Below are 23,126 nucleotides of genomic sequence, written 5' to 3'. Positions count from 1 at the left end.
AGCACACGCTCATGAACCTGCCCGTTTCCCCTGCCCTGTTCACCCCCAGCTGGCACGCCGAGCTGGAACTCGGCTACGCGCGTGTCGACAACACCACGCGCCCGGTGCTGCGCCGCCACCTTGGCCCGCTGCGGGTGCAAAAGCACCTGTACGCCGAAGGCCCCGAGGTGTGCCAGCACATCATCGTGCATCCTCCAGGCGGGATTGCCGGTGGCGATCGCCTGGACATCAGCGCCCATGTGGGCACGGGGGCGTGGGCACAACTGACCAGCCCCGGCGCCGCCAAGTGGTACCGCGCCAGCGGCCCGGCGTTTCAACAACTGGAACTGACCGTGGAAGCCGGCGCGACCCTGGAATGGCTGCCCCAGGAAACCATCGTGTTCAGCGCCGCCCAGGCCGAACTCACCACACGAATCGAGCTGTCGGGCGATGCGCGGTTGTTCTACTGGGATGTGGTCGCCCTGGGCCGCCCGGCCAGTGGCGAACGGTTCGACCTGGGCCACTTTCAATCGCACCTGGACATTCGCCGCGACGGCCAGTTGCTCTGGCACGAGCGCCAGCGCATTGTGGGCGCCGATGGGTTGCTGGATTCGCCTATCGGGCTGGATGGGCAACCGGTGTTTGCCACGTTGTTGGTGACCGGTGAAGTCGATGCGCAATTGCTGGAACAATGCCGCTCACTGCCCCACACGGTGCGCGGTGACCTGACCCAACTGCCTGGCTTGCTGGTGGCGCGTTGTTTGGCCAGTGAAGCGTTGCTGGCGAGGGGTTGGTTGATTGATTTATGGCGGCTATTGCGCCCCGCCATGCTTGGACGCGAAGCCGTATCACCCAGAATCTGGAGCACATGAACATGCGCCCTTCTGTAGGAGCGAGCTTGCTCGCGAAGATCGTTAACGATAACGCGGGCATCCTGAATGCACGCGGGGCCCTCAGCTTTTTCGCGAGCAAGCTCGCTCCTACAGGGGTGAGTGCTCGCCCTTTTAATTGCCTTACGACGGACTGAACCATGGACCTGACCCCACGGGAAAAAGACAAACTGCTGATCTTCACCGCAGGCCTGGTCGCCGAGCGGCGCCTGGCGCGCGGGGTGAAGCTCAACTACCCGGAGACCATCGCCTATATCTCTGCCGCCTTGATGGAAGGCGCCCGCGATGGCCGCACCGTGGCCGACCTGATGCACTACGGCACCACCCTGCTCAGCCGCGAACAAGTGATGGAAGGCATCCCGGAAATGATCCCGGATATCCAGGTGGAAGCCACGTTCCCCGACGGCACCAAGCTGGTCACCGTCCACCAGCCCATTGCGTGAGGTGCGGCCATGATTCGTGATGCAACCGAACACGACCTGCCGGCGATTCGCGCCATCTACAACGACGCGGTGTTGAACACCACGGCGATCTGGAACGAGCAACCGGTGGACCTGGCCAACCGCCAGGCCTGGTTCAATGCGCGCCAGGCCCAGGGCTATCCGATCCTGGTAACCGTGGAAAACGACGAAGTCACCGGCTACGCCTCGTTCGGCGACTGGCGCCCCTTCGAGGGCTTTCGCTACAGCGTCGAGCACTCGGTGTATGTGCGCAGCGACCAACGCGGCAAAGGCCTCGGCCCACGGCTGATGGCGGCGTTGATCGAGCGCGCTCGCACCGGTGGCAAACACGTGATGGTCGCCGCCATCGAAAGCGGCAACCTGGCCTCGATCCACCTGCATGAACGCCTGGGCTTTATCACCACCGGGCAAATGCCCCAGGTGGGTATCAAGTTTGGCCGCTGGCTTGACCTGACCTTTATGCAACTGACCTTGAACCCGGGCGCACAACCGCCCAAGGAGTGACATCGATGAGCGTTGCACAACTGCGTCGAGTCAATGCGGAAAGTTTTGCTCATTACCGGCGGGGCTTGATTGAGCTGTTGCTGGACGCGGTGCAGCATGGCGCTTCGGTGGGCTTCATGGCCGACTTCGATGAGGCCCAGGCCCGGGACTACCTGGCCGGCGTGCAAGCCGGCGTCGAGGACAGCAGCCTGCTGCTGTGGGTGGTGGTGCGCGACGAGCAGGTGATCGCCAGCGTGCAATTGGCGTTGTGCCAGAAAGCCAACGGCCTGAACCGCGCCGAGGTGCAAAAGCTGCTGGTGCACAGCAGCGCCCGTCGCCATGGCCTCGGCCAGCAATTGATGAATACCCTGGAACTCGCCGCGCGCCAGCACAAGCGTGGCCTGCTGTACCTGGACACCGAGGCCGGCTCCGGCGCCGAAGCCTTTTACCAGTCGCTGCGCTACACCAAGATCGGTGAGCTGCCCGACTATTGCCAAAGCCCGGACGGGCGCTACAGCCCGACCGCCATCTACTTCAAGACCCTGGGGCAACCTGCATGATTCCTGGTGAATATCAGATCCAGCCTGGCGAGATCGAACTGAATGTCGGCCGCCGCACCCTCACCCTCGGCGTGGCCAACAGCGGCGACCGGCCGATCCAGGTGGGTTCGCATTACCACTTTTTCGAGACCAACGACGCGCTGGAATTCGACCGAGCGGCCAGCCGTGGCATGCGCCTGAATATTGCGGCGGGCACGGCGGTGCGGTTTGAGCCGGGGCAGCGGCGGGAGGTGGAACTGGTGGATTTGGCGGGTGGGCGGCGGGTATTTGGGTTTGCAGGGCGGGTCATGGGCGACCTTTAGGGCCTCATCGCAGGCAAGCCAGCTCCCACAGTTGGAATGCAATCCCCTGTGGGAGCTGGCTTGCCTGCGATAGCGATTTCACATTCAACACCTATTCTTCAGGGCACACACATGAAAATCACCCGCCAAGCCTACGCCGACATGTACGGCCCCACCGTCGGTGACAAGGTGCGCCTGGCCGACACCGAGTTGTTCGTCGAAGTGGAACAGGACTTCACCGTCTACGGCGAAGAGGTCAAATTCGGCGGCGGCAAGGTGATCCGCGACGGCCAGGGCCAGAGTCAATTGCTCGCCCATGAAGTGGTCGACACGCTGATCACCAACGCCTTGATCATCGACCACTGGGGCATCGTCAAGGCCGACGTGGGCCTCAAGAATGGCCGCATCCACGCGATTGGCAAAGCCGGCAACCCGGACATCCAGCCCGGCGTGACCATGGTCATCGGCGCCAGCACCGAAGTGATTGCCGGTGAAGGCATGATCCTCACCGCCGGCGGCATCGACTCCCATGTGCATTTCATTTGCCCACAGCAGATCGAAGAGGCCCTCACCAGCGGCGTCACCACCATGATCGGCGGCGGCACCGGGCCGGCTACCGGCACCAACGCCACCACCTGCACCTCCGGCCCGTGGCACCTTGCGCGGATGCTGCAGGCCAGCGATTCGTTCCCGATGAACATTGGCTTTACCGGCAAGGGCAACGCCAGTTTGCCCGAGCCGCTGATCGAGCAGGTCAAGGCCGGCGCTATCGGTTTGAAGCTGCACGAAGACTGGGGCACCACGCCGGCGAGCATCGATAACTGCCTGAGCGTCGCCGATGCCTACGACGTGCAGGTGGCAATCCACAGCGACACCCTCAATGAGTCGGGCTTTGTCGAAACCACCCTCGCCGCGCTCAAGGGCCGCACCATCCACACGTACCACACCGAAGGCGCCGGTGGTGGGCATGCACCGGATATCATCAAGGCCTGCGGTTTCCCCAATGTGCTGCCCAGCTCCACCAACCCGACGCGGCCGTTCACGCGCAACACCATCGACGAGCACCTGGACATGTTGATGGTGTGTCACCACCTGGACCCAAGCATTGCCGAAGACGTGGCCTTCGCCGAAAGCCGCATCCGCCGCGAAACCATCGCCGCCGAAGACATCCTGCACGACCTCGGCGCGTTCTCGATGATCAGCTCCGACAGCCAGGCCATGGGCCGTGTCGGCGAAGTCATCACGCGCACCTGGCAGACCGCCGACAAGATGAAAAAACAACGTGGCCCTCTGCCGGGCGACGGCGCGGGCAACGATAACTTCCGCGCCAAACGCTACATCGCCAAGTACACCATCAACCCCGCGATTACCCACGGCATCAGCCATATCGTCGGCTCCATCGAAGTCGGCAAATGGGCTGACCTGGTGCTCTGGCGCCCGGCGTTTTTCGGCATCAAGCCCACGCTGATCCTCAAGGGTGGCGCCATTGCTTCCAGCCTGATGGGCGACGCCAACGCCTCGATCCCGACGCCACAACCGGTGCATTACCGCCCCATGTTTGCCAGCTTCGGCAGCTCCCTGCACGCCACCAGCCTGACCTTTATCAGCCAGGCCGCGCAGGCGGCAGGGTTGCCCGAGGCCCTGGGCCTGAAGAAGCAAATCGCGGTGGTCAAAGGCTGCCGCGATGTGCAGAAAACCGACCTGATCCACAACGACTACCTGCCGGACATCGAGGTGGACCCGCAAACCTATCAGGTCAAGGCTGACGGTCAGTTGCTGTGGTGCGAACCGGCCGAGGTGTTGCCGATGGCCCAGCGGTACTTCCTGTTTTGACGATGTCGCTGATGGCCTGATCGGTGAGCGTCTGGTTCAAGGTGATCAGCTCGGCATTGATACGGCCAAACGCGTCGTCATAGTCTTGCTGGGGCATCAGCCGCCCCGGCTCACTTTCCGAAGCCGGTCGGCCCAGGCGCTGGGCCGCCTGGCTGATGGTTCGTCGCAGGGCTTTCCTCGCTCTCTCGGGAAGGTTGGCAGCGGCGGCCCATTGTGCCTGCGCGGCCTGATAGTCGATCAGCGCGTCGAATTTTTCGGCAATCGGCGCGTAGTCAGCCTGATGCGCACGCTGCAGGAAGTCGGTCCACATCGGCTGCTCCAGCAGGTTGTCACGCACCTGCGCGCCCTGATCCTGCAGCTGTACGCGCTGGAATGCCGCCTCCACCATCGGTGTCGTGACATAGTCCTCGCGGAACATCATGCTCCTGGATTGCCAAGGCAAGTCCAACCGGGTGGCCAGCGGCACCGTATACGCCAGATAAATTTCGACTTCGTCGATGTCAGCGATCACATTGCCGGCGCCATCGTAATGCTCAATGTGCAGGCCCTGGGCGTCAAACTCGGGAAATCTGGCGCCCTGCTGCAGCAACTCGGCGACCCGCGCATGGGCGATGCGCCCCAGTTCATCGAGCCGCCATTTCCCCCTGGCCAGGTTAAACACGGCCCTGCGCACGGCGTCGACATCCTCGCTGAAATAGGCCGACCAATGCAGCACCGCAACGCCCATCGCATTGAACAACTGGGCGCCGGCGTCCACGCAGGCCGCGGGGTCCCGGGCCATCAGGAACAGCTGCTCGCGCAACTCGGCGTCTTCGCCCATGGCCTCGAGCATGCGCCAGACCTTGGCGGTCAGTTCCGGCAACCCTGCGCCGCCCCGGACAGTCGCATCCCCGGAGCGCCTGAGGGCACGAAGAAGATTGAAAAAACCCTCAGAGCCAAACGCCCCTTCAAGCATGTCCCATAACAATTGCCTGGAGGGCCATTCCTGCGCCGAATAACCCGTTTTCCATTGCTGGCTGTCGAGCGCACCTCTCTTGGGCAGCTGGCGATCCGGATCGCGGCCGGCGGCCTCGATGTAAAGCTTGAACTGAGCCAGCAGTTCAGGCGTCAACTCTTCACGGGTAAGCAGGGTTTTTGCCACAATCAGTGCCTTATCCGAGCCCGGCGCGAACTCGGGAATCCGCACTATGGGGTTCTGCCGAAGATCCAGAATGAACTCTTGCGGCCTGGGCACGCGAAACACACTGGCGGGCCACGCCTCCAGGCTTGTGTCATTGAGCAGCAAGGTCTGTAACCGCAGCATGCGACCGACATCAGGTGGCAAGCCGAGTGGGTTCATGTCTAGGAATAATTCCTTGAGATGCACCCGATCTTTCAAGCGCAGGACGTCTTCAGGCGTCAGGACAATATCGTTGCCGCCCACATGCAAGCGCTGCAAATGTGGCATGTGTTCAATGGCTGACGGCAGGCGTGTCAGTTGAGCGGCTTCGATCCCCAATCGACGCAGCCCGCGAAAGTTCGCCAGCAATGGCTGTACGTCCGCATCCGTCAGCTGCGAGCCTTCGGTTCCGACAATGCCCAGGTAACTGACATGGTCGAAGTCAGCGGTCAGCGCGGGCAAGGTCCGTAGCTGCTGCGCCAGGTCCTCTTCCAACCATTCGATTTTCTGCCCCAAGAGGCGCCCACTTCTGTCGTAGTGCCGTGGGCCAATCCTTCGCCAGGCGTCATCCAGCGCTGCATAGATTTTGCGCCTGGCTTTCAGCGTCTTGCGATGCTGTTCACCGAATGCCTCCATGCCCGGGGGTTGTGTGCTCAGCCATTTATGCAAGGTGGATTGCAGGGCTTTGTACTCTTGCTCCAACGCACGTAGCCAGCTCAGGTCCAGTGCTCCGCGCTCGTTGATCAGGGCGAGCATTTCGTCCCGGGTGATTTCCGGGTACAGGCTGCGGATCCGCTCGCGCGTGATCCTTTCCCAATCGGTGCCACCGCGCCCGCTCAATGGATAGCCGCGACGCTCGCCCGGCAACACGCTTGGCGGTCGAAAAAACGCCAGCTTTTCCGGCGACATGCCCAAGGCTTTGCGCAACGGTGCTCGGCCTATTGCATGGCGCTTGATCAACCCCTTCAATTGCTCACCCTGGCTGACATGGGGCAGGCCAATCGCGTTGCGATGGGCATCGGTCAACGCGTGCTGCAAAGCGCCATAGAAACCATTGAGCCCATGCAGATGCTGACCGCGCTCATCAAAGGCTTGATAACGGCCATCCTCCATGCGCGCCAGCACCTTGCGATTGCTCGCCTCCTGGGGGCCAAAGCTGGCACGCAGCGGCCCTTCAAACCGGCCTTCGCGCACTTCCAGGCGCAGATTGTCCGACCAGCCGGGAAGCGCTGGCAGGGTGTGGAGGGCCAGGGTTTCGGTGTCCGGACCGGCCAACGCATCAAGGTACAAGCCCTCATACGCGAGCGTCAGGCGCATTTGCTGCTGCGCCCGGCGTGCCTTCTGAGCCAGGCGCAGCGGGATGCGCTTGGCGCTGTTCAGGGTGTCGCGCTCAGTCGGCGTTGCGTCTGCCAGCACTTCGCGCGCCAGGATCGTCGGCACACCGCTGAAGTCGCGCTGGATCAGCATGATCGCGGTGTCGGACGGTGGTTGCTGCTCGACGTAAATACTCTTCATCAAGCGTTCGCGCACGTCCACGGCCCGCTGCTCCAGCTTCAACTGCAGGGCCTTGGTTCGGGCCTCGGATGTACGGGGGGTGTAACTGCCCACCAACGCGTCGCGCTGAGGTTCGCTGAACGCGTCGATAATGCGCCGGGGCAACTGCCCGCCCATCAATTCGCCACGATGGATTTGCACGGTGTCTGCCGCCGTTGCCTGACGATTGCCGTACTTGATCGACGGCCCGCTCAACTCGGTGCCGGCAAAGGCCTCGATCGCCTTGCTCGCCGGCCAACCCGGCAACTCCACTGCCAGGGAGGCGGCATAGCTGCACAGTGCGCTGCTGAGCGAGCCCTGGCGAATGCCCTCGGCGACATTCACCGCATCGCGATATGCCCTGAACTGGCGCAGGGTGTCGAGCAAAATCGCCGGTACCGGTTCGCCCTCCGCGTGCACGCGGCGCAGCACCGCCTCACTCACATCCGCTACGCTGCGCACCTGCTCCAGCTCGGCATCGCTGAACCCTTCTGTCATGGAGCCCAAGCGTCGCATCAACGTGGCGCCTTCCCAGGTATGCGGCCGCTCCACTTCATGGTTCCACAGGCCGGTGCCGTTGCTCTTCAATATCGGTTGATAGGCCTCGGCGCGTGTGGGATGCAGAATGCGGTATTGCTCGGTCAGCGGGTCTTGTTGCACGGCATAGCGCTTGCCCTCCAACGGCAGCACGGTTTGGCCGTTGTGCCGGTGCAGGCCCTGCTCATCCGCCGCCACGGAAGGGAGAGAAGCAGTGTGCTCATAGGCCGACAAGTCGGGTTTCCACAACCGAGTCTTGCCACTGGGCAGGGTGACGGCCTTGAGCTGCTCGATAAACGGCGACACCGTAAAGTGCACCACGGTTGCCTGCACCGCCAGCGTCGCCAGGTTCTCCACCACATCGGTGATGTGCGCCCAGCCCGCTTCACGGTCGCCCTCGCTCAGCTCGATAACACCTTCGATGACTTCGTAGAGCATTTGCCCCGCCATCGCCACGGCCATCACCACGCCCAGCGGCGGCACCGCCATGGCCACCAGGTTCAGGCCGAACAGGCCAATGCTCATGTAATGCGCGGCGCGCAGTGAACGCGAGGCCTCATCGACATCGGCCATGCTCACCGCACGATGCCGGGCATTCTCGAACAGGCGGGCACGCAGGCTACCCAGGCGATAGGTCCACAAATCCGGGACTTGCCAAAGGTCAACGAGGGTGTGAGCGCGAACTTTGAATTCAGGGGCCCTGACAGGTACGCGCACCCGAGGTTGGGGCTCCCCCAGCGTTGAAGGCGTGGAGAAGGACGGAGACGTCAGCAAGCGCCCCCATTCCGATCGCAATGCCTGGGCGCCAAACGGCTGGGGAGGTGCGTCCAGCACCAGTTCGGTCAGCCGTTGGTAATAATATGCGCGGTCTTTATCAGCGACGAAGCGGGCAAAAAAATGCTGGTTCGGCGTGGCCCTCCAGCCTTTGGAGCGGTCGGCGTCCTGGGTGATGTTCGCCTTCAGGCGATCGGTCAGATCATTGCGAAAGTCATCGAAGGTTTCATAGCGCTTGATGGGATGGTCGGGGTCGTCGGGAATATAGACGATGACCCAGCAGGTATAGCCAGGCTTGGCGCAAGCGTCGATGACCAGGCAATCGTGCAAGTGCAGGTTCATCAGGCTCAGGCTGCGATACCCGATCGGCTTGCCATCGCTGAGGATGTGTTTTTCCCCGGCCGCCACCCGCATCAGCAGCGCGTGGTCGCTGTCGTCAATGTCGCCCTTGAGCCACGCCAGGTACGCCGCCGCCTTGAAGGCGGCTTTCTGGTGCCGGGTATAACGCTCGCGCAGTTCGGCTTGGGACTTGGCGTCGTCTGGCTTTAGCTGCGCCCGCAGATGCGCCTGGTACTGCTTGCCCAAGTCCAGGTCACGGCACAGCTGGGTAAAATCATGAATCTTGAGTGTGGTGGTATGACGCTCAAAATGGTTGCGTATATCCGGCGCAGTAATGAACCCTGAGGCGCTGTCGAAATAGCCCTGCGCGGTCTCGCGTCGTTCAAAGTTACCGAGGGCGGCATGGAGCAGGGAGAATGTCTTGACCTTGAAGCCGGCGGTCTTTACGCCAAAGGCGTCTTCGGCCGGTACATACAGGCGCAACCAGGTTTGATTGACGTCCAGTTCGTGGCCGATAGCCTTTAACTTGGCTTCCAACAAGGGTTGGGCAAACGCTTGCTCCGAGCGTATGTGACTGAAGGTTTTCTCCAGCTCGTTGAGCGAATCGCAACGGGCATCCAGCAGCACGTTGAGCTGATCCTTGCGCGCCTGGGAGGCGGCGTCATACCAGCGGGGAATGGCCGGCGGCGTGTCTTTGAGGGCCTTGCGACGGGAGGGCGAACTGTTGACCTGGCAAGTGGGAATCGCCTGTTTGATCAGTTCGTAATGCTGGCCCTGCTCACCAGGAGGCGGGGTGGCGGGGTCGGTGACCTGGAAGTCCGGCATGGGATGACAACCTTTTCTGGGAAGAGGTTGTCATCCTAGGCACGCCGTTTTTGCCGCTGGCGCTAACTAAATCAATGACCCGTTCAGAACTGCTCGCGCGGGTTGAACGCAGCCTTTTGCGCCAGGGCCTCCCACAAGGCCTTGACCTCATCATCCGCCGCCTTGGGCATGACGGCCTTGAGCTGGATGAACAGGTAGCCGCGTTGCCCGGCCTTGTTCAGCAAGCCGTGGCCCTTGGCGCGCATGCGCTGGCCGTTCTGGCTGCCGGCAGGCACCTTGAGGTTGATCTTGCCGGTGAGGGTCGGCACGGCCACTTCCGTGCCCAGCGCCAACTCCCAGGGTGCCAGCGGCAGGTTGATGATCAGGTTTTCGCCGTCCACCTCGAACTTGGGGTGCGGCGCAAACTTGATGATCAGGTACAAATCACCATTGGCCCCGCCGCCAATGCCCGGCGCACCCTGGGCCTTGAGGCGAATGCGCTCGCCATCGGCCACACCGGCCGGGATCTTCACGTTCAGGCTTTTGGTGGTGTTGCTCACATGCCGACCGGAGGCATCGTATTGCGGCACCTGGAAGCTGATCTGCTTGGACTCGGTGGACAGGGTCTCCTCCAGGGAAACCGTGAGGTGCATCTCCACGTCCTGGCCCTTGCGCCCGGTAGGACGGCGTTGGCCGCCACCGAAGGCATCGCCACGCGAGCCGAAGATCGAACTGAAAAAGTCCGAAAAGTCGCCCGCGTCCTGGCCGCCACCAAAGCCGCCACGGCTCTGCCAGCCCGGCGGGCCCTGGAACGGCTGGCCATGCTGGCCGTATTTGCGCAGCTCGTCGTATTCGGCGCGTTTGTCGGCGCTTTTCAGCGCTTCGTAGGCCTCGGACGCATCCTTGAACTTGGCTTCGGCATCCTTTTCCTTGCTGACGTCCGGGTGATATTTACGCGCCAGCTTGCGATAAGCCGACTTGATCTCCTTGTCGTCAGCCGTCGGCTCGACACCGAGAATCTTGTAATAGTCTTTGAAATCCATGGGGGCATCACCATCCGTTATCGATATCGCGCAGCCCGCCACACGGCACGCCATGGCTGGCAGCCTGGGAATTGATGTCAGGGCGCGTCATAAGTTAAGCGGCGGTACACACCATTCATGCAATGGCTGTGTACCGCCTGGATATGCCAACAAGATTGGGGCAAAACGCGGCCTTTCAAGATGCGATAGCGCTATTTACGACGACAGACCGGTTACCAATGCGGGTAGGATCAAGCGAACAGGTTTTTTATCATCCCCTCGGTGTACTGGTAGTCCATTCGCAGTTCGGTGCCCGCGGCGATATCCTCAATAGCGAAAACGGCGTTGAGGATGAAGGGTTTGCGCTTTACCTGCGCCCCTGGCCCCACACCCAGCAGCATATCGGCCTCGACATCAAACCCCACGGTCTCGACGTTATAGCCACTGGGCGCCTGGCGCAGCGGCTTGCCGTTGTCGTCGTACTCAAAGTAGGTGTTTATCCGCGACAGAATATTGTCCCCCGACAAATTGATCGGCACCTCCACCAGACTATTGCCCTGGGCAACCTGCTGGCTGCCCACCTTCATGGTGTAGGTCTGGCCGCCTTCGCCGAACATCCCCGACGGCAGCACGGTGCCGCCGTACACACCGACGATCTCCCCTTTGGCGATACGCCGGTTGGCCACCACCATGGACTGGCCGATCAACGCCTTTTCGCCTGGCACTTTCACATCCTGCGCCGTGAACGTGCGCAGTTGCAGTTGCGCTTCATAGCGTGCGCCAACGTGCTCATACCCTTCGAACTGGATATAGGGTTTGACCTGCGCGGAGGTGTATTGCCTGCCGGAATCCATGGTCACTTGCCGCTCCAGGGTTCGGATACGGATTGGCCTGCCCTGGAAATCCCTGAGCGGGTACTTGCCGTTGTTGGCGCGGTGGTAACTGCCGACCGGGTTAGGGTTGGCCGTGAAGTGCACCTCCCGACGCATGTAACTGAGTTCAGCCGTGGTATAGGGCTTTACCGGCATGGATTCCGAAGCGTCGACAAACTCATCGTCAGACCCCGGCTGCAGCATCCCGCCCGCCAGGCCTCGACGCCGCCACACGCCGTTGAGATCAGGCTTGGCGACGATTGCGCTGCTGGTCAACCGCAAGGGGTTATCCGCCGATTGCACCCATAACACGTAATGCTCGCCATCGCCCGCATCGGGCATGCTCGCCACGAAGTAGCGTTTGCCATTGAAGTCGACGGCTTGTGCCTGGGACAGTTGCAAGCCGTTGCCGTCGCTCTGCACCAACACTTCAAGGCTCGCTGTCGGCACCAGCGCCTGCGCCACTTCATCGCGGCTCAAGCGTTCGATCAATTGCGCTTCTTCGATCTCGAACTGCGCCTGCAATGCCTTGACCTTGGTGTCGTAGGTTGCTCGGGGCAACGTCCCGGCTTCGAAGTCGCGCTGCAAGGCTTCCATTTGTTCGTGATGAGGCTCGTTCTGTGCTTCAAACCGCACGCGGTATTTATTCGCCACATAGTCTTTCCAGAAGTCTCTGGCGAGCATGGCTTGCAACTCCTGGGCGGAGTTATCCAGGCTGAGCACCCGTTGGTAGGCTGCATCAAGCATCGCCTGAGTCACATTGCCGAAATGGGCAAACCGGGCCTGCTGCGGTTGGCCGGGCAATTCAAGGCGGTCCTTGAGGCCATGGCGGTACGCCATGCGCACCTCCACCTCTTCCACGGCCCTCAAGGCGCTCTCTCGTTGGGCGGGGGTCAAGCCTTCACGCGCGTTGATCGCGGCCCTGCGCTGGTCGATATCCTCCAGGGCGATCTTTTCCAGCTCATCGAGTCGGAACAAGCCCTTGGACAGCTTGAGCAGGGCCGCACCCTGGGTCGAGTCCAAAGCAAGCGCCTTGGCGTTGTGGGTCATCAGCAGGATCTCCAGGTTGCTGAAGGTCAAGGCCGCCCGGTCACAGCAGGCCGCCCGCCCCGCCCACTCGAACATCTCCTTGCGCAACTGCTCGGACTCATTGCTGTTTTGCGTAATGCCATCGATCACCTCCCAGATGCGGCGCTGCAAGTCTTCATGGCCAGCAGGCGCTACTTCCAGGTCTCGAAGCACTTCAAAGAAGCCGTCCGAACCGGGCAACGCGCGCAGGGTGGACCACTGGAGCCGGCGCTGTGCCACCTGCTGCGTGGAGAACCCCGTAGCCCAGCGCTGCAACGGAGCGTCTGCGCCTTGCGGGTCCACCGGGCCATCGACCGCACTCGTTACGCTGGCGACCAATCGGTTGGCTGCTCGCTCTGTGGCGGTAAGCCGGTCGCCGTAGGCATTGATGCGTTGTCGCGTATCAGCGGACAACGGGTTCAGGCCCAGATCGGTTACCCGGGTGACCCGCAGTGTCTGTTCCAGTTGCTCGTCCGACGGTGCGATCAGCACATCGGGCAAGGTAGAAATACGGTTGCCCCGCAGGTACACCATGTCCAGCAGGGGGAGCTCGCCCAACCCGGTAGGCCACGTATCGAGGCCGGTGGCCCCCATGCCCAACGAGTGCAGATTGATCATTTGGCTGAAGTCCGGCGCCCTATCCAGAGGGTTTGAATTGAGCACCAAAGCCTTGAGTGTGGTGCGTGACGAGAGCATCGCCGCCGAATCGGCAGTCAGGCGGATCCGGTTGTTTTGCAGGGACAAACGGGTCAAGCCATGCATCTGCCCGACCGCCGGCGGTAACTCACGCAACTGGTTATTCGACAAGTCGAGCCAGCGCACGCCGCGAAAACGCGCGAGGAACCCTTCCGGCGAGGTTCGAAGGTTCATATTGCTCAGTTTGAGCGAACCCACATGGCTGAAATCCGCGTCCAGGTCCGGTAGGCTCGGCAGGTTCAGGTCACTGAGGTTCAACTCCAGGCCGAAAGGTTCGCCCTCATTGCTGAGCTGTTGCGGTGTTTCTTGCCTCCAGCAGCGCAAGATACGATCCCAGGCCTGGTGGCGGTCGCGTAAAGAGCCTGCGTCATTGGCACGCTCGCCGACACGCACATAGCGCTGGCGCTCACCGCCGCCTGAGAACAGCCACCCGTTCAACTGCCGGAGCAGCACAGAATGCTCTTGCCAGAGGCGGTTCAACTGCGCCTCGGCCCCTTCACCCCAGGACCAGATAAGCGCCCTGGCCTTCTGCACGGAGTACTTGGGGTACATGTACTGCACCTTCTCGAGGCGCGGATTTTTACTGTCGAAAGCGCCCTCCAGTGCGCCTTGCAACAGGTCGGGTCGGGACTGGGCCAGGTCCTGCCAGTACTTATCGAACGTTTTCCAGTAATCGGGGGGGAAGCGATTATTCTCGAGCAAGGTGACATTGTTGATCCGTGCCACGGTTTCCAATTGATCCGCGGGCGGCACCAGGTTGTCCCGCGGTACCTGTTGCAGACGGTTTTGACGCAGGTCGAGGCGCTCCAGCCCGGCTTGCTCTCTCAACCCCGAGGGCCATCGCTCGATGCGCGTCCAATACAGATTCAGCTCTCTTAAATGGGGCATGCCACTGAAGTCTGGCGTCACCCCCAGTGGGTTACTCGACAGGTCGAGCACTTGCAGCGCATTGAGATCGCTTAACAGTCCCGCGCTGCGTTCGGTCAACTGCAAGCCGTTGGCGTGCAGCTTCAACGTCGTGAGCTGCTTCATGTCGCCAATCACCGCAGGCAGCTCGGTCATTTCGGCCCCGGTGATGCTCAGGCTGTTCAACTCAGTAAAATTTTCGAGGAACAACGCACTGGAATGCCCACCCCATTTGACATTCGACAACACCAACTCCTGGACATGGTCAAAGCCCCCTTTTATGGCGGGCAAATCCACCCAATAGAGGTTGTCCCTGGGCAGGCGAATGTGCAGTTGGCTCCCGGTCTCACGGCGCCAGCAGCGTTTGATCTCTTCGCTCACACGCCACTCCTCGCTGTAAGGGGCCAAGGCCCGCGGCCCCTTTGCTTGCGCCCAGACCTTCAAGGTTTTTTTCAGGGTGCGGTACTCCAACTCATGGCGGCTCAACCCGCCCCGCACGTCTTCACCCAGCGACTCAATGAACGCCGTGACCTGCTCGTCGCTGAAGGTGGGAAACAACCGACGCACCCTTTGCGCCGGAGAACGCAGCACACTCCCTGCCGTCCTTAACAACTGACGAACCCCTGGGGCGCCGCCCAATAGTCTGGCCATCGGGTCGTAGTCAGGTTTGCGCAGCGGGTTCTCCTCCAACACCGTGCGCAACGGTTCTCGCGGTAACGGGTTGCGTTGAATCGCCTGCTTGAGCTCAACGGCACTGCTCAGGCCCAGGCGCTGGCGTTCATCGAGCGCCAATTGTTCCCAGATAGCACTGTAGAAATCGCCGGGCATGGAGGCTTGGAAGTCGCCGCTTTCCAGCAATACCAGCGTGCGTTTATGCGGGAAGTCAGGCGAGCCGATGGCATCCAGCACCGTACCTTCAGCCGAATACTGACGCAGCTCGATGCGCGAACCCCGATGCCAGCCCGGCAGGGTCTCCAGGGTGCGCAAGGCCAGGCGCTGGCTGTCGAGGTGCGTCTGGGTGTCCAGGTGCAACCCTTCGTAGGCACGGGCCACCCGGGTTTCCTGGGCGCACCATCGGGCTTGCGTGGCCAGGGGCTCAGGCAAGCGGCGGGTGCTGCGAAAGGCCTGCAACTGATCCGCCGTCGCCCCTTGCAGCACACGCTCGGCGAGCGCTGTGGGCAAGGCCGGGTAGGTATCCAGCAGGCGTTGTACATCGGCATCGGGCGTAGTGTTCAGCGCTTGGTAGCGTTGTTCCAGCAACGGCCCCTTGAGCGTGTCAACGGCACCGCCGAGATAGTGGCGCAGCTTGCCGGCGCGCACCTCCAGCGACTCCTCGGGGCTGCCGGGAAACTCCTTGAGCAGCGGGTCGACACCCTGCAACGTGTACAACAACTCCCGCAGCAAACCGCCCCGAGCCATGGCGCTTTCGGTCACCACCATCACGCGCTTGCGCACTGATGCCGGTGCATCGGCAGTCTCCCAGAGCACCTCGCCCTGAGGGCCGATAACCTTGAGCGCCATGTCGTCGGGCAACAGGCCACGGCGTTGAAGCAGGTCAAATTGCAGCTTGGGTTCGGCTTTCGAGTACACCAAGGGGTCGCTGCTTCTGATGCGCTCGGCAAAGGTGGTGAGCTGCTGGTGCAGTTCGAAGCGTTTGAGCGTGTCTTCCAGTAACCACGGCAACGGCTCGTGATGGACCGCAGCCTGGCGCAACACGTCGGTGTCGACGCCGCTGATGCGCAGCGGGTCCGCCTGGTCGACAAGCCCCAGGCGCTTGAGCAAGGTCGGTTCATCCCAGGTCAGCGGCTCTTCCAGCTCATGGCTCCATACCCCGTTGTGGTTGTGTTCCAGCTCCGGGGCGTAAGCGCCGGCGCGGGTCGGGTGCTGGATACGGTAATCACCGGTGAGGGGGTCTTGCTTGACCTGATAATGGGCGTCCTCGAATGCCACCAGTTGCTGCCCGTCGTGGTCGTACAGGCCCAGCGCGTTGGCCTTGGCCTCGGGCGCCGGTTTGACAGGCGATTCGTATGGCGCAAGGTCAGGGTTCCACAGCACCTGCTTGCCGGACGGCATCGTCACAGGTTTGAGAGGGTCCACCGCGCTTTGCCATTTGACGGCTGGCAACACCTTGGCGCCGGTGGCAATAAACGCCACGTTCAACGCCACCGACGCAAAATGCGCCCACATTTGCCGTGGCTCGCCTTGCCCATACGCCTCTATCCCTTCAAACACCTCGTAGCACATCTGCGACGCGCCCACGGCCAGCATGATCGGCCCCAGCCCTGGCACCACGAAGGCCGCCAGGTTAAACACGCTGACAGCGGCGTCGAAAAAGCTTTCCAGACGCTCCAGCCGCGCCTTGCGGTCCTCGTCCTCGGTGGGTACGGCCACGGCCCGGCCATCACTCAAAATCTTGCGGATATGTGCCTGCCGACTGCGCTGCCAAAGGTCACCACTGAGCAGGAAGCCGTCCATGGGCAAATGCACCAACGAGGTACGCAGCGGATAATCGGCCCCACCGTTGCCGTTATCGGCTGGCTGGTACAACCGGCTGAAACGGGCGAAAAAACCGCCTTGCTCGCGCACCGGTACAAAGCGGCTGAAAAAGCGTCGGTAGGATGCGCTGTGCAAGCGCATGCGCAGGTCGACCATGAACTCGCCACTGGAGGCGTACTCCTTGACCGGCTGTTGCGGGTCGCCGGGTATGTACACCACCAGTGGCTCGGTACGGTCCGAACGTTCACGGTCTGGCCCGATCACCAGCGGCCCTACCAGCACGCTGTCCAATACCTTGAGGGCGGCGTAGGTAACCGGCTTGCCCGCCAGCTTCGGTGTGCCGGTACCGGCCACCACCTGTTTGAGCATCTGGTAGGCATCGGCACTCAACGCGCCATTTAACTGCAACCGGGCAATCTCGATGCTCAGCGCCAGTTGCTGGCGTTGATGCTCCTCAAGCAACTGCTCCAGCGCCTCGCGCTCTTGGGCGGCGTCGGGTTCGACAACCGCCTTGATGTGCTTCTGGTATTGCGCGCCGAGGTCCAGGGTGCGGCACAGCTTGGCAAACTCATGGGGCTTGATCGCCACCGCGTGGGCGTTGACTGCGGCAAATGTCGCGATGATATGAGGGTTGGCGGGATTCCAGCGGGTAATGAGTTGGCAATCGTTGCACGACGATGGCTGTTCTTCATCGGCCTCGAAATTGGCCAGGGCCGCTTCCAGCAGGGATGTGCCACGGTAGGTGTAGGTCAGGCTGGGGTCGTTTTGCTGTTCAAAAACGAAGGCCCCGTAGAAATCATCGCGAGCACCTTTGTAGGCATATTTGCGCACGAGGAACACATTGCGTACATCCAACTCCAGGTTGAACTGCTTTTTGATCGCGTCCTTGAGCGGCTGCTCGGCGAACGCCAGGATGTCGTCGATCTGGCCCAGGTGCTCTTCGATTGAATTGAGGGTTTCGCGAAAACGTGTGTGCTGCTCGGCCAGGGTGGTTTTGTCTTGGTGAGTGGCGGCCAGGTACCAGGAAGGAATGTCCATCTCGTGCTGGCCCAGCTCTTCCTGGCGCTGGGTCGTGCCGTCCAGGAACCAGCTCGGCACGCGTTGTTTGAGGAAGTCGTAGTGCACGCCGCGCAGGTCGGCGGTGAAGGTTGCATCAGGCATAGCGGTTCATCCGTGAGCGGTAAAACCGCAGCCTAGCCAAACCCCGGCAGCCTCAAGACGTAGCTATGTAGCACGAATGCCGGTGGATTTACGGATCACCGGTCTACGCATCCGCGCGCCAGTGACATACACTGCGCGGCCGTTTTTTGCCCGGAACCTGTGAGACATGAAAAACGCATCCCCAGCCCGTGCCTGCGGCATCGACTTCGGCACGTCCAACTCCACCGTCGGCTGGATCCGCCCCGGCGAGGAGACGCTGATCGCGCTGGAGGACGACAAGATCACCCTGCCGTCGGTGGTGTTCTTCAACTTCGAGGAGCGCCGCCCGGTATACGGTCGCCTGGCGCTGCACGAATACCTGGAGAACTACGAAGGCCGCCTGATGCGCTCGCTCAAGAGCCTGCTGGGTTCCAAGCTGATCAAGCACGACACCAGCGTGCTCGGCACTGCCATGCCCTTCACCGACCTGCTGGCGCTGTTTATCGGCCAACTCAAGAGCCGCGCCGAAGCCAACGCCGGCCGCGAGTTCGAAGAAGTGGTGCTGGGCCGCCCGGTGTTCTTCGTCGATGACGACCCGATGGCCGACCAGGAAGCGGAAAACACCCTGGTGGATGTGGCGCGCAAGATCGGCTTCAAGGACATCTCCTTCCAGTACGAACCGATTGCCGCGGCCTTCGACTACGAGTCCACCATCGCCAAAGAAGAGTTGGTGCTGATCGTCGACATTGGCGGGGGTACCTCCGACTTCTCCCTGGTGCGCCTGTCCCCGGAGCGTCGTCACAACGACAACCGCCAGAGCGACATCCTCGCCACCGGCGGCGTGCACATCGGCGGTACCGACTTCGACAAACAGCTCAGCCTACAAGGCATGATGCCGCTGTTCGGCTACGGCAGCCGCATGAAAAGCGGCGCCTACATGCCCACCAGCCACCACATGAACCTGGCCACCTGGCACACCATCAACTCGGTGTACTCGCAAAAATCCCAACTGGCCCTGGGCAGCATGCGCTACGACATCGAAGACACCGGCGGCATCGACCGCCTGTTCAAACTGATCGAACAGCGCGCCGGGCACTGGCTGGCGATGGAAGTGGAAGAGACCAAGATCCAGCTCACCCACGAAGACAGCCGCCACGTGCCGCTGGACCGCATCGAAGCGGGCCTGAGCGTAGACCTGAGCCGCGCGCTGTTCGAGTCGTCCATCGACAGCTTGCTGGAACGTGTACGCGGCAGCGTCACCCAGTTGTTCAACGACGCCTCGGTGAGCGTAGCGCAGGTGGATACAGTGTTCTTTACCGGCGGCTCCAGCGGCATCCCGGCACTGCGCCACAGCATCTCGGCGATGCTGCCGAATGCGCGGCATGTGGAAGGCAATATCTTCGGCAGTATTGGCAGTGGTTTGGCGATTGAGGCGAGCAAGCGTTACGGTTGCTGAGTTGTAGCTAAAACCGTGGCACGCCCCTCCGACGGTAACCACGATGCGAAGCGAGCCGCTCTTGATCTTGCTCTTGATCTGCTTGTGATCTTGATCTCAGGCGCCCCGTTAAACCACGCTGGCCGAACGCAGGCTTGAATTCGTGGGTAACCCGGCAGGACGCCGGGTTAGCCGCCCCGCGCCATGGATGGCGCGTGGCGGCGGCCCACGGATTCAAGCCTGTGTTCGGGCACACCGAGCCTAAGCGAGGTGCCGAGTGGTGGGGCAAGAGCCCTTTTGGTTACTTTTGGGGCTCTTTTCCAAAAGTGACCCGCTGTAAAAGCGGAACCCTAGGTGGCCGTTACCGCAGGAATGGATATGTACCCGGTATAACTGTGTCGACTGGCAGGCCGCCTTCGCGAGCAAGCCCGCTCCCACAGTTTGATCGCGGGGCGTCAGATAGATAGAGGCCGGCTGTGAGGCCGTCATCGCAGGCGACACAGGGCTTAAACCATCCCCCCAAGCTTCAGCTCACTCTTCAGATAGGCATAGTAAATCGGCCCCGCCACCACCCCCGGCAGGCCGAACGCCGCCTCAAACACCAGCATCGCCAGCAGCAACTCCCACGACTTGGCACTGATCTGCCCGCCGACAATACGCGCGTTGAGGAAGTACTCGACCTTGTGGATCACGATCAAATACCCCAGCGCCGCCACCGCCACCCAGATCGACAACGACAACGCCACAATGGTGATCAGCGTGTTGGAGATCAGGTTGCCGATCACCGGCAGCAGGCCAAGCAGGAAGGTCAGCACAATCAGGGTCTTGGTCAACGGCAGGTGGATGCCACACAACGGCAGCACCACCGCCAGGAACACTGCGGTAAAGGCGGTGTTGAGCGCGGCGATCTTGATCTGGGCGAAGACGATATTGCGAAACGCCTGGACCAGCAGGTGCAAGCGGTCGAACAGGGCGGCGGCCAGGGGTTTGCGCTTGGTCAGGTCGGGCACGCGCTGCAAGGCGATGATCGCACCCAGCACCATGCCGATCAGCAAGGTGACGAACATGTGGGCGGCGTCTTTGCCAACCAATTGCAGTTCGCTCAGGTGCTTGCTCAGCCAATCGCCAATGGCCACGCGAAATTCCGCGGCGCTGGCGGGCAGGTAAGCGTCGATGAACGGCGGTAATTGGCCGCGCGCGCGGTCGACCACGCCCATGAATTTATCCAGGGACGCCCCGGGGTTTTCCGCTTCGTGGAGCAGGAAGCTGATGGCGCCGGCGAAGATCAAGGCCAGCACGCTGACAATCAGGGTGCCCAGCAAAGCCACCGCCAGCCAGCGTGCGCGCCGGCCTTCGATCAGGCGTTGCAGTTGAGGGGTGAGCATGTTGACCAGCTCATAGACCAACAGGCCGGCCAGCAGGCTGGGCAGCAATTTCAGGGGAAGTACCAGCAGCAACCCGCCGAAAATGATGATGTAGCTGGACAGCAACAACACATGACGCTGAGAAAACGTTGGCATACAGCCTCAAAACAAACGGCGTTGAAGGATGTTGTAGGAGCGAGCTTGCTCGCGAAAAACGAAAGGGCGCCTCGTTTAGTCAGGGCGCCCGTGTGATCGTTCACGTTTTTCGCGAGCAAGCTCGCTCCTACAAAGGGGCTGTGTGCGAGTGTCGCAGCCTTCTATGGCCCGGGGCTATTATTTCTTCAGGCAGGTGCTCATGAAGGTTTTGCGCGCATCACCGGCCAAGGCTTGGGTTTTCGCCGACGCATTGCAATCTTTCATCTTCTGCTGCTGTGGGGTCAGGGTCTTGGCGTCGTTGGCGGCAGGTGCCGACAGGCAGGTCTTCATGAAGGCCTTGCGGTCATCGCCCTTGAGCGTCTTGGTGGTGGCCTCGGCATTGCAGGTGGTCATTTTGTTCTGCTGGGCAGTGGCGGCAAAACCCTGGGCACACATCAGCAGGCCCATCATCAACAACGGAATACGCAGCATCTTCATGGAGTTTTCTCCCTGTTACCGCGCCGACGGGCACGGCCTACCGCGCAGTGTAGTCAAAACCTGTTACAACTTCACCGGCCACGGATATTCGCCCGTCGGTATTGCTCCGGCGTGCAGCCGGCGTGGCGCTGGAACATGGCGATAAACGCCGAGGCGCTGCTGTAGCCCAGATCAAACGCCACGTGTTGCACGCTGCGGTCGCTGTCCAGCGCTTCGATGGCCGCCAGGTAGCGCAGGCGCTGGCGCCATTCGCCGAAGCTCATGCCCAGCTCGCGCACAAACTGGCGTGCCAGGGTGCGCTCGCTCACATGCACCTGTTCGGCCCATTGCGCCAGCGGGCGATTGTCTCCCGGCTCGGCCTGCATGCCCTCCAAGACCCCAAGCAATCCAGGGTGGCGGGCGTAGGGCAGGAAACAGTCGTGGACCGGCGCCAGCTTGAGCTGGTCAACCAGCACTTGGGCCAGGCGAATATCAGCATCGGTGCGCGGCGCATTGACGTCGCGCAGGGCGAAATCCTTGAGGATCGCCTTGAGAATGTCGCTGATCGCCAACGTGCAAGGCTGCTGCGGCAACTGCTCGCACAGCTGCGGCGCCAGGCCCACGGAGTGGTAGACAATCGCCTCGGCATTGTAGGAGCTGTGCTCGGTATGCGGCGGCACCCACACCGCGTACTGCGGTGGCGACATAAAGCGATTGCCCGCCACTTCCATGCGCATCACGCCGCTGGCCGAGTAATCCAGCGAGCCCCAGGTGTGCTGGTGCGGGGTGCATTCGGTGTCCGGGGCAAAATCGGAATACCGAAAGTACACAGGGCTTGGCAGGCGGGCGAAATCGGGCAGGCGTACGGTGTGTCGGGACATATTGTCTGGATTCAACGTTCGGTTGTCTGGATCGCAGTATAGGCTTCGATCCAGACAGAGGATAATCCTGCCTCGTCAACACACTGGGTTTCTTTTCAATGCAATACGCGTATCCGCTGCTGGCTATCTTTATCTGGGCCGGCAACACCGTGGTCAACAAATTGGCCGTGGGCTCGATCTTCCCGGCTGAAATCGGCTTTTACCGCTGGCTGTTCGCAGCGTTGCTGTTCACGCCGTTCATGCTCAAACCGGTGGTCGCCCACTGGCCCCAGATCCGCCCCAACCTGGGCAAGATCTTTATCCTCGGCGTGCTCGGCATGGCGGTGTATCAAAGCCTGGCCTACTACGCCGCGACGCTGACCAGCGCCACCAACATGGGCATTATCCTGTCGCTGATGCCATTGATGGCGCTGACCGCCGCGATCATCAGCCTCGGCCAACGCCTGACCTTTGGCGCGCTGACCGGCGCGGTGCTGTCGTTCGCCGGTGTCGTGGTGGTGGTGTCGGCCGGCAGCCTGGGCGCGCTGCTGCAACATGGGGTCAACCTGGGGGACGGCATGATGCTGATTGCCACGCTGGCCTACGCGGTCTACAGCACCCTGCTGAAAAAATGGCAGTTGCGCCTGCCGCCGTTGGTGCTCCTGTATTTGCAGGTGCTGGTGGCGGTGGTGGTGCTGTTTCCGCTGTACCTGTTCTCGGCCAAGGCAGGGCTGGGTTGGGCGAATATTCCGCTGGTGCTGTATGCATGCCTGCTGGCGTCGATGCTGGCGCCGTTGGCGTGGATGCACTCGGTCAAGACCCTGGGACCAAGCCGTACCACGCTGTTTTTCAACCTGTTGCCCTTGATCACCGCGCTGATTGCGGCGCTGGTGCTCAAGGAAGAGTTGGCGCTGTATCACTTGGTGGGAGGTTTGCTGACCTTGGGTGGGGTGATTTTGTCGGAGCGTTGGACGACGCCGGTTGGCCGAAGGGTCAGCGTGGCCTGAGCCTGCGAAGAACGA

14 protein-coding genes are annotated in these 23,126 nt (G+C 61.7%); 8 read left to right on the top strand and 6 right to left on the bottom strand.

Features of this window, described 5'->3' with window-relative positions; genetic code table 11:
• The first annotated feature begins 11 nt into the window (after window positions 1-11).
• The 6 genes from HU731_RS18935 (at window position 12) to ureC (ending at window position 4,487) form a co-directional block, all read left to right on the top strand.
• Window positions 12-851, top strand: coding sequence for an urease accessory protein UreD (locus HU731_RS18935; RefSeq protein WP_186608296.1), 840 nt, complete (start codon window positions 12-14; stop codon window positions 849-851).
• Between the two features lie 158 nt (window positions 852-1,009).
• Window positions 1,010-1,312, top strand: coding sequence for an urease subunit gamma (gene ureA / locus HU731_RS18930; RefSeq protein WP_003171437.1), 303 nt, complete (start codon window positions 1,010-1,012; stop codon window positions 1,310-1,312).
• A gap of 9 nt (window positions 1,313-1,321) precedes the next feature.
• Window positions 1,322-1,834: a GNAT family N-acetyltransferase gene (locus HU731_RS18925; RefSeq protein ID WP_186608295.1), complete on the top strand. Its 513-nt coding sequence runs from the start codon at window positions 1,322-1,324 to the stop codon at window positions 1,832-1,834.
• Window positions 1,835-1,839: 5 nt separating this feature from the next.
• Window positions 1,840-2,373 (top strand): GNAT family N-acetyltransferase, encoded by a 534-nt coding sequence (locus tag HU731_RS18920; RefSeq protein WP_186608294.1) that lies wholly within the window; start codon window positions 1,840-1,842, stop codon window positions 2,371-2,373.
• Window positions 2,370-2,675, top strand: a complete 306-nt coding sequence (locus tag HU731_RS18915; RefSeq protein ID WP_186608293.1) for an urease subunit beta — start codon at window positions 2,370-2,372, stop codon at window positions 2,673-2,675. Before HU731_RS18920 ends, HU731_RS18915 begins: the two co-directional genes overlap by 4 nt.
• A 111-nt stretch (window positions 2,676-2,786) precedes the next feature.
• A complete protein-coding gene (ureC, locus tag HU731_RS18910; RefSeq protein WP_186608292.1) occupies window positions 2,787-4,487 on the top strand; it encodes an urease subunit alpha in 1,701 nt (566 codons plus the stop codon).
• Here ureC and HU731_RS18905 read toward each other — a convergent pair.
• The 3 genes from HU731_RS18905 to HU731_RS18895 all read right to left on the bottom strand — a co-directional run bounded on the left by HU731_RS18905 (window position 4,411) and on the right by HU731_RS18895 (window position 17,854).
• Window positions 4,411-9,654: a dermonecrotic toxin domain-containing protein gene (locus HU731_RS18905; protein ID WP_225931497.1), complete on the bottom strand. Its 5,244-nt coding sequence runs from the start codon at window positions 9,652-9,654 to the stop codon at window positions 4,411-4,413. The two genes, ureC and HU731_RS18905, sit on opposite strands and share 77 nt — an antisense overlap.
• Window positions 9,655-9,737: 83 nt before the next feature.
• Window positions 9,738-10,676 (bottom strand): DnaJ C-terminal domain-containing protein, encoded by a 939-nt coding sequence (locus tag HU731_RS18900; protein WP_186608291.1) that lies wholly within the window; start codon window positions 10,674-10,676, stop codon window positions 9,738-9,740.
• Window positions 10,677-10,906: 230 nt separating this feature from the next.
• Complete coding sequence (locus HU731_RS18895) at window positions 10,907-17,854, bottom strand: NEL-type E3 ubiquitin ligase domain-containing protein (RefSeq protein ID WP_186608290.1); 6,948 nt, start codon at window positions 17,852-17,854, stop codon at window positions 10,907-10,909.
• A gap of 166 nt (window positions 17,855-18,020) precedes the next feature.
• Between HU731_RS18895 and HU731_RS18890 the strand changes: the two genes are divergently transcribed.
• Window positions 18,021-19,289 carry an Hsp70 family protein gene (locus tag HU731_RS18890; RefSeq protein ID WP_186608289.1) on the top strand — a complete coding sequence of 423 codons (1,269 nt, stop codon included), beginning with the start codon at window positions 18,021-18,023 and terminating at the stop codon, window positions 19,287-19,289.
• A gap of 485 nt (window positions 19,290-19,774) precedes the next feature.
• Here HU731_RS18890 and HU731_RS18885 read toward each other — a convergent pair whose 3' ends face one another.
• From HU731_RS18885 to HU731_RS18875, 3 genes are all read right to left on the bottom strand, one after another.
• Window positions 19,775-20,788 carry an AI-2E family transporter gene (locus tag HU731_RS18885; RefSeq protein ID WP_032893793.1) on the bottom strand — a complete coding sequence of 338 codons (1,014 nt, stop codon included), beginning with the start codon at window positions 20,786-20,788 and terminating at the stop codon, window positions 19,775-19,777.
• Between the two features lie 177 nt (window positions 20,789-20,965).
• Complete coding sequence (locus tag HU731_RS18880; RefSeq protein ID WP_003188123.1) at window positions 20,966-21,265, bottom strand: PsiF family protein; 300 nt, start codon at window positions 21,263-21,265, stop codon at window positions 20,966-20,968.
• 71 nt (window positions 21,266-21,336) lie between these two features.
• Window positions 21,337-22,125 (bottom strand): AraC family transcriptional regulator, encoded by a 789-nt coding sequence (locus HU731_RS18875; protein WP_186608288.1) that lies wholly within the window; start codon window positions 22,123-22,125, stop codon window positions 21,337-21,339.
• Window positions 22,126-22,223: 98 nt separating this feature from the next.
• Here HU731_RS18875 and HU731_RS18870 point away from each other — a divergent pair, with 98 nt between their 5' ends.
• Window positions 22,224-23,111 carry a DMT family transporter gene (locus tag HU731_RS18870; protein ID WP_044271043.1) on the top strand — a complete coding sequence of 296 codons (888 nt, stop codon included), beginning with the start codon at window positions 22,224-22,226 and terminating at the stop codon, window positions 23,109-23,111.
• The last annotated feature ends 15 nt before the right edge of the window (window positions 23,112-23,126 follow it).

It is taken from the genome of Pseudomonas salmasensis (genome assembly GCF_014268375.2).
Lineage (GTDB): Bacteria > Pseudomonadota > Gammaproteobacteria > Pseudomonadales > Pseudomonadaceae > Aquipseudomonas > Aquipseudomonas salmasensis.
Note: the sequence above shows the minus strand (reverse complement) of the source record. Positions and strands in the feature narration are given on the sequence as shown.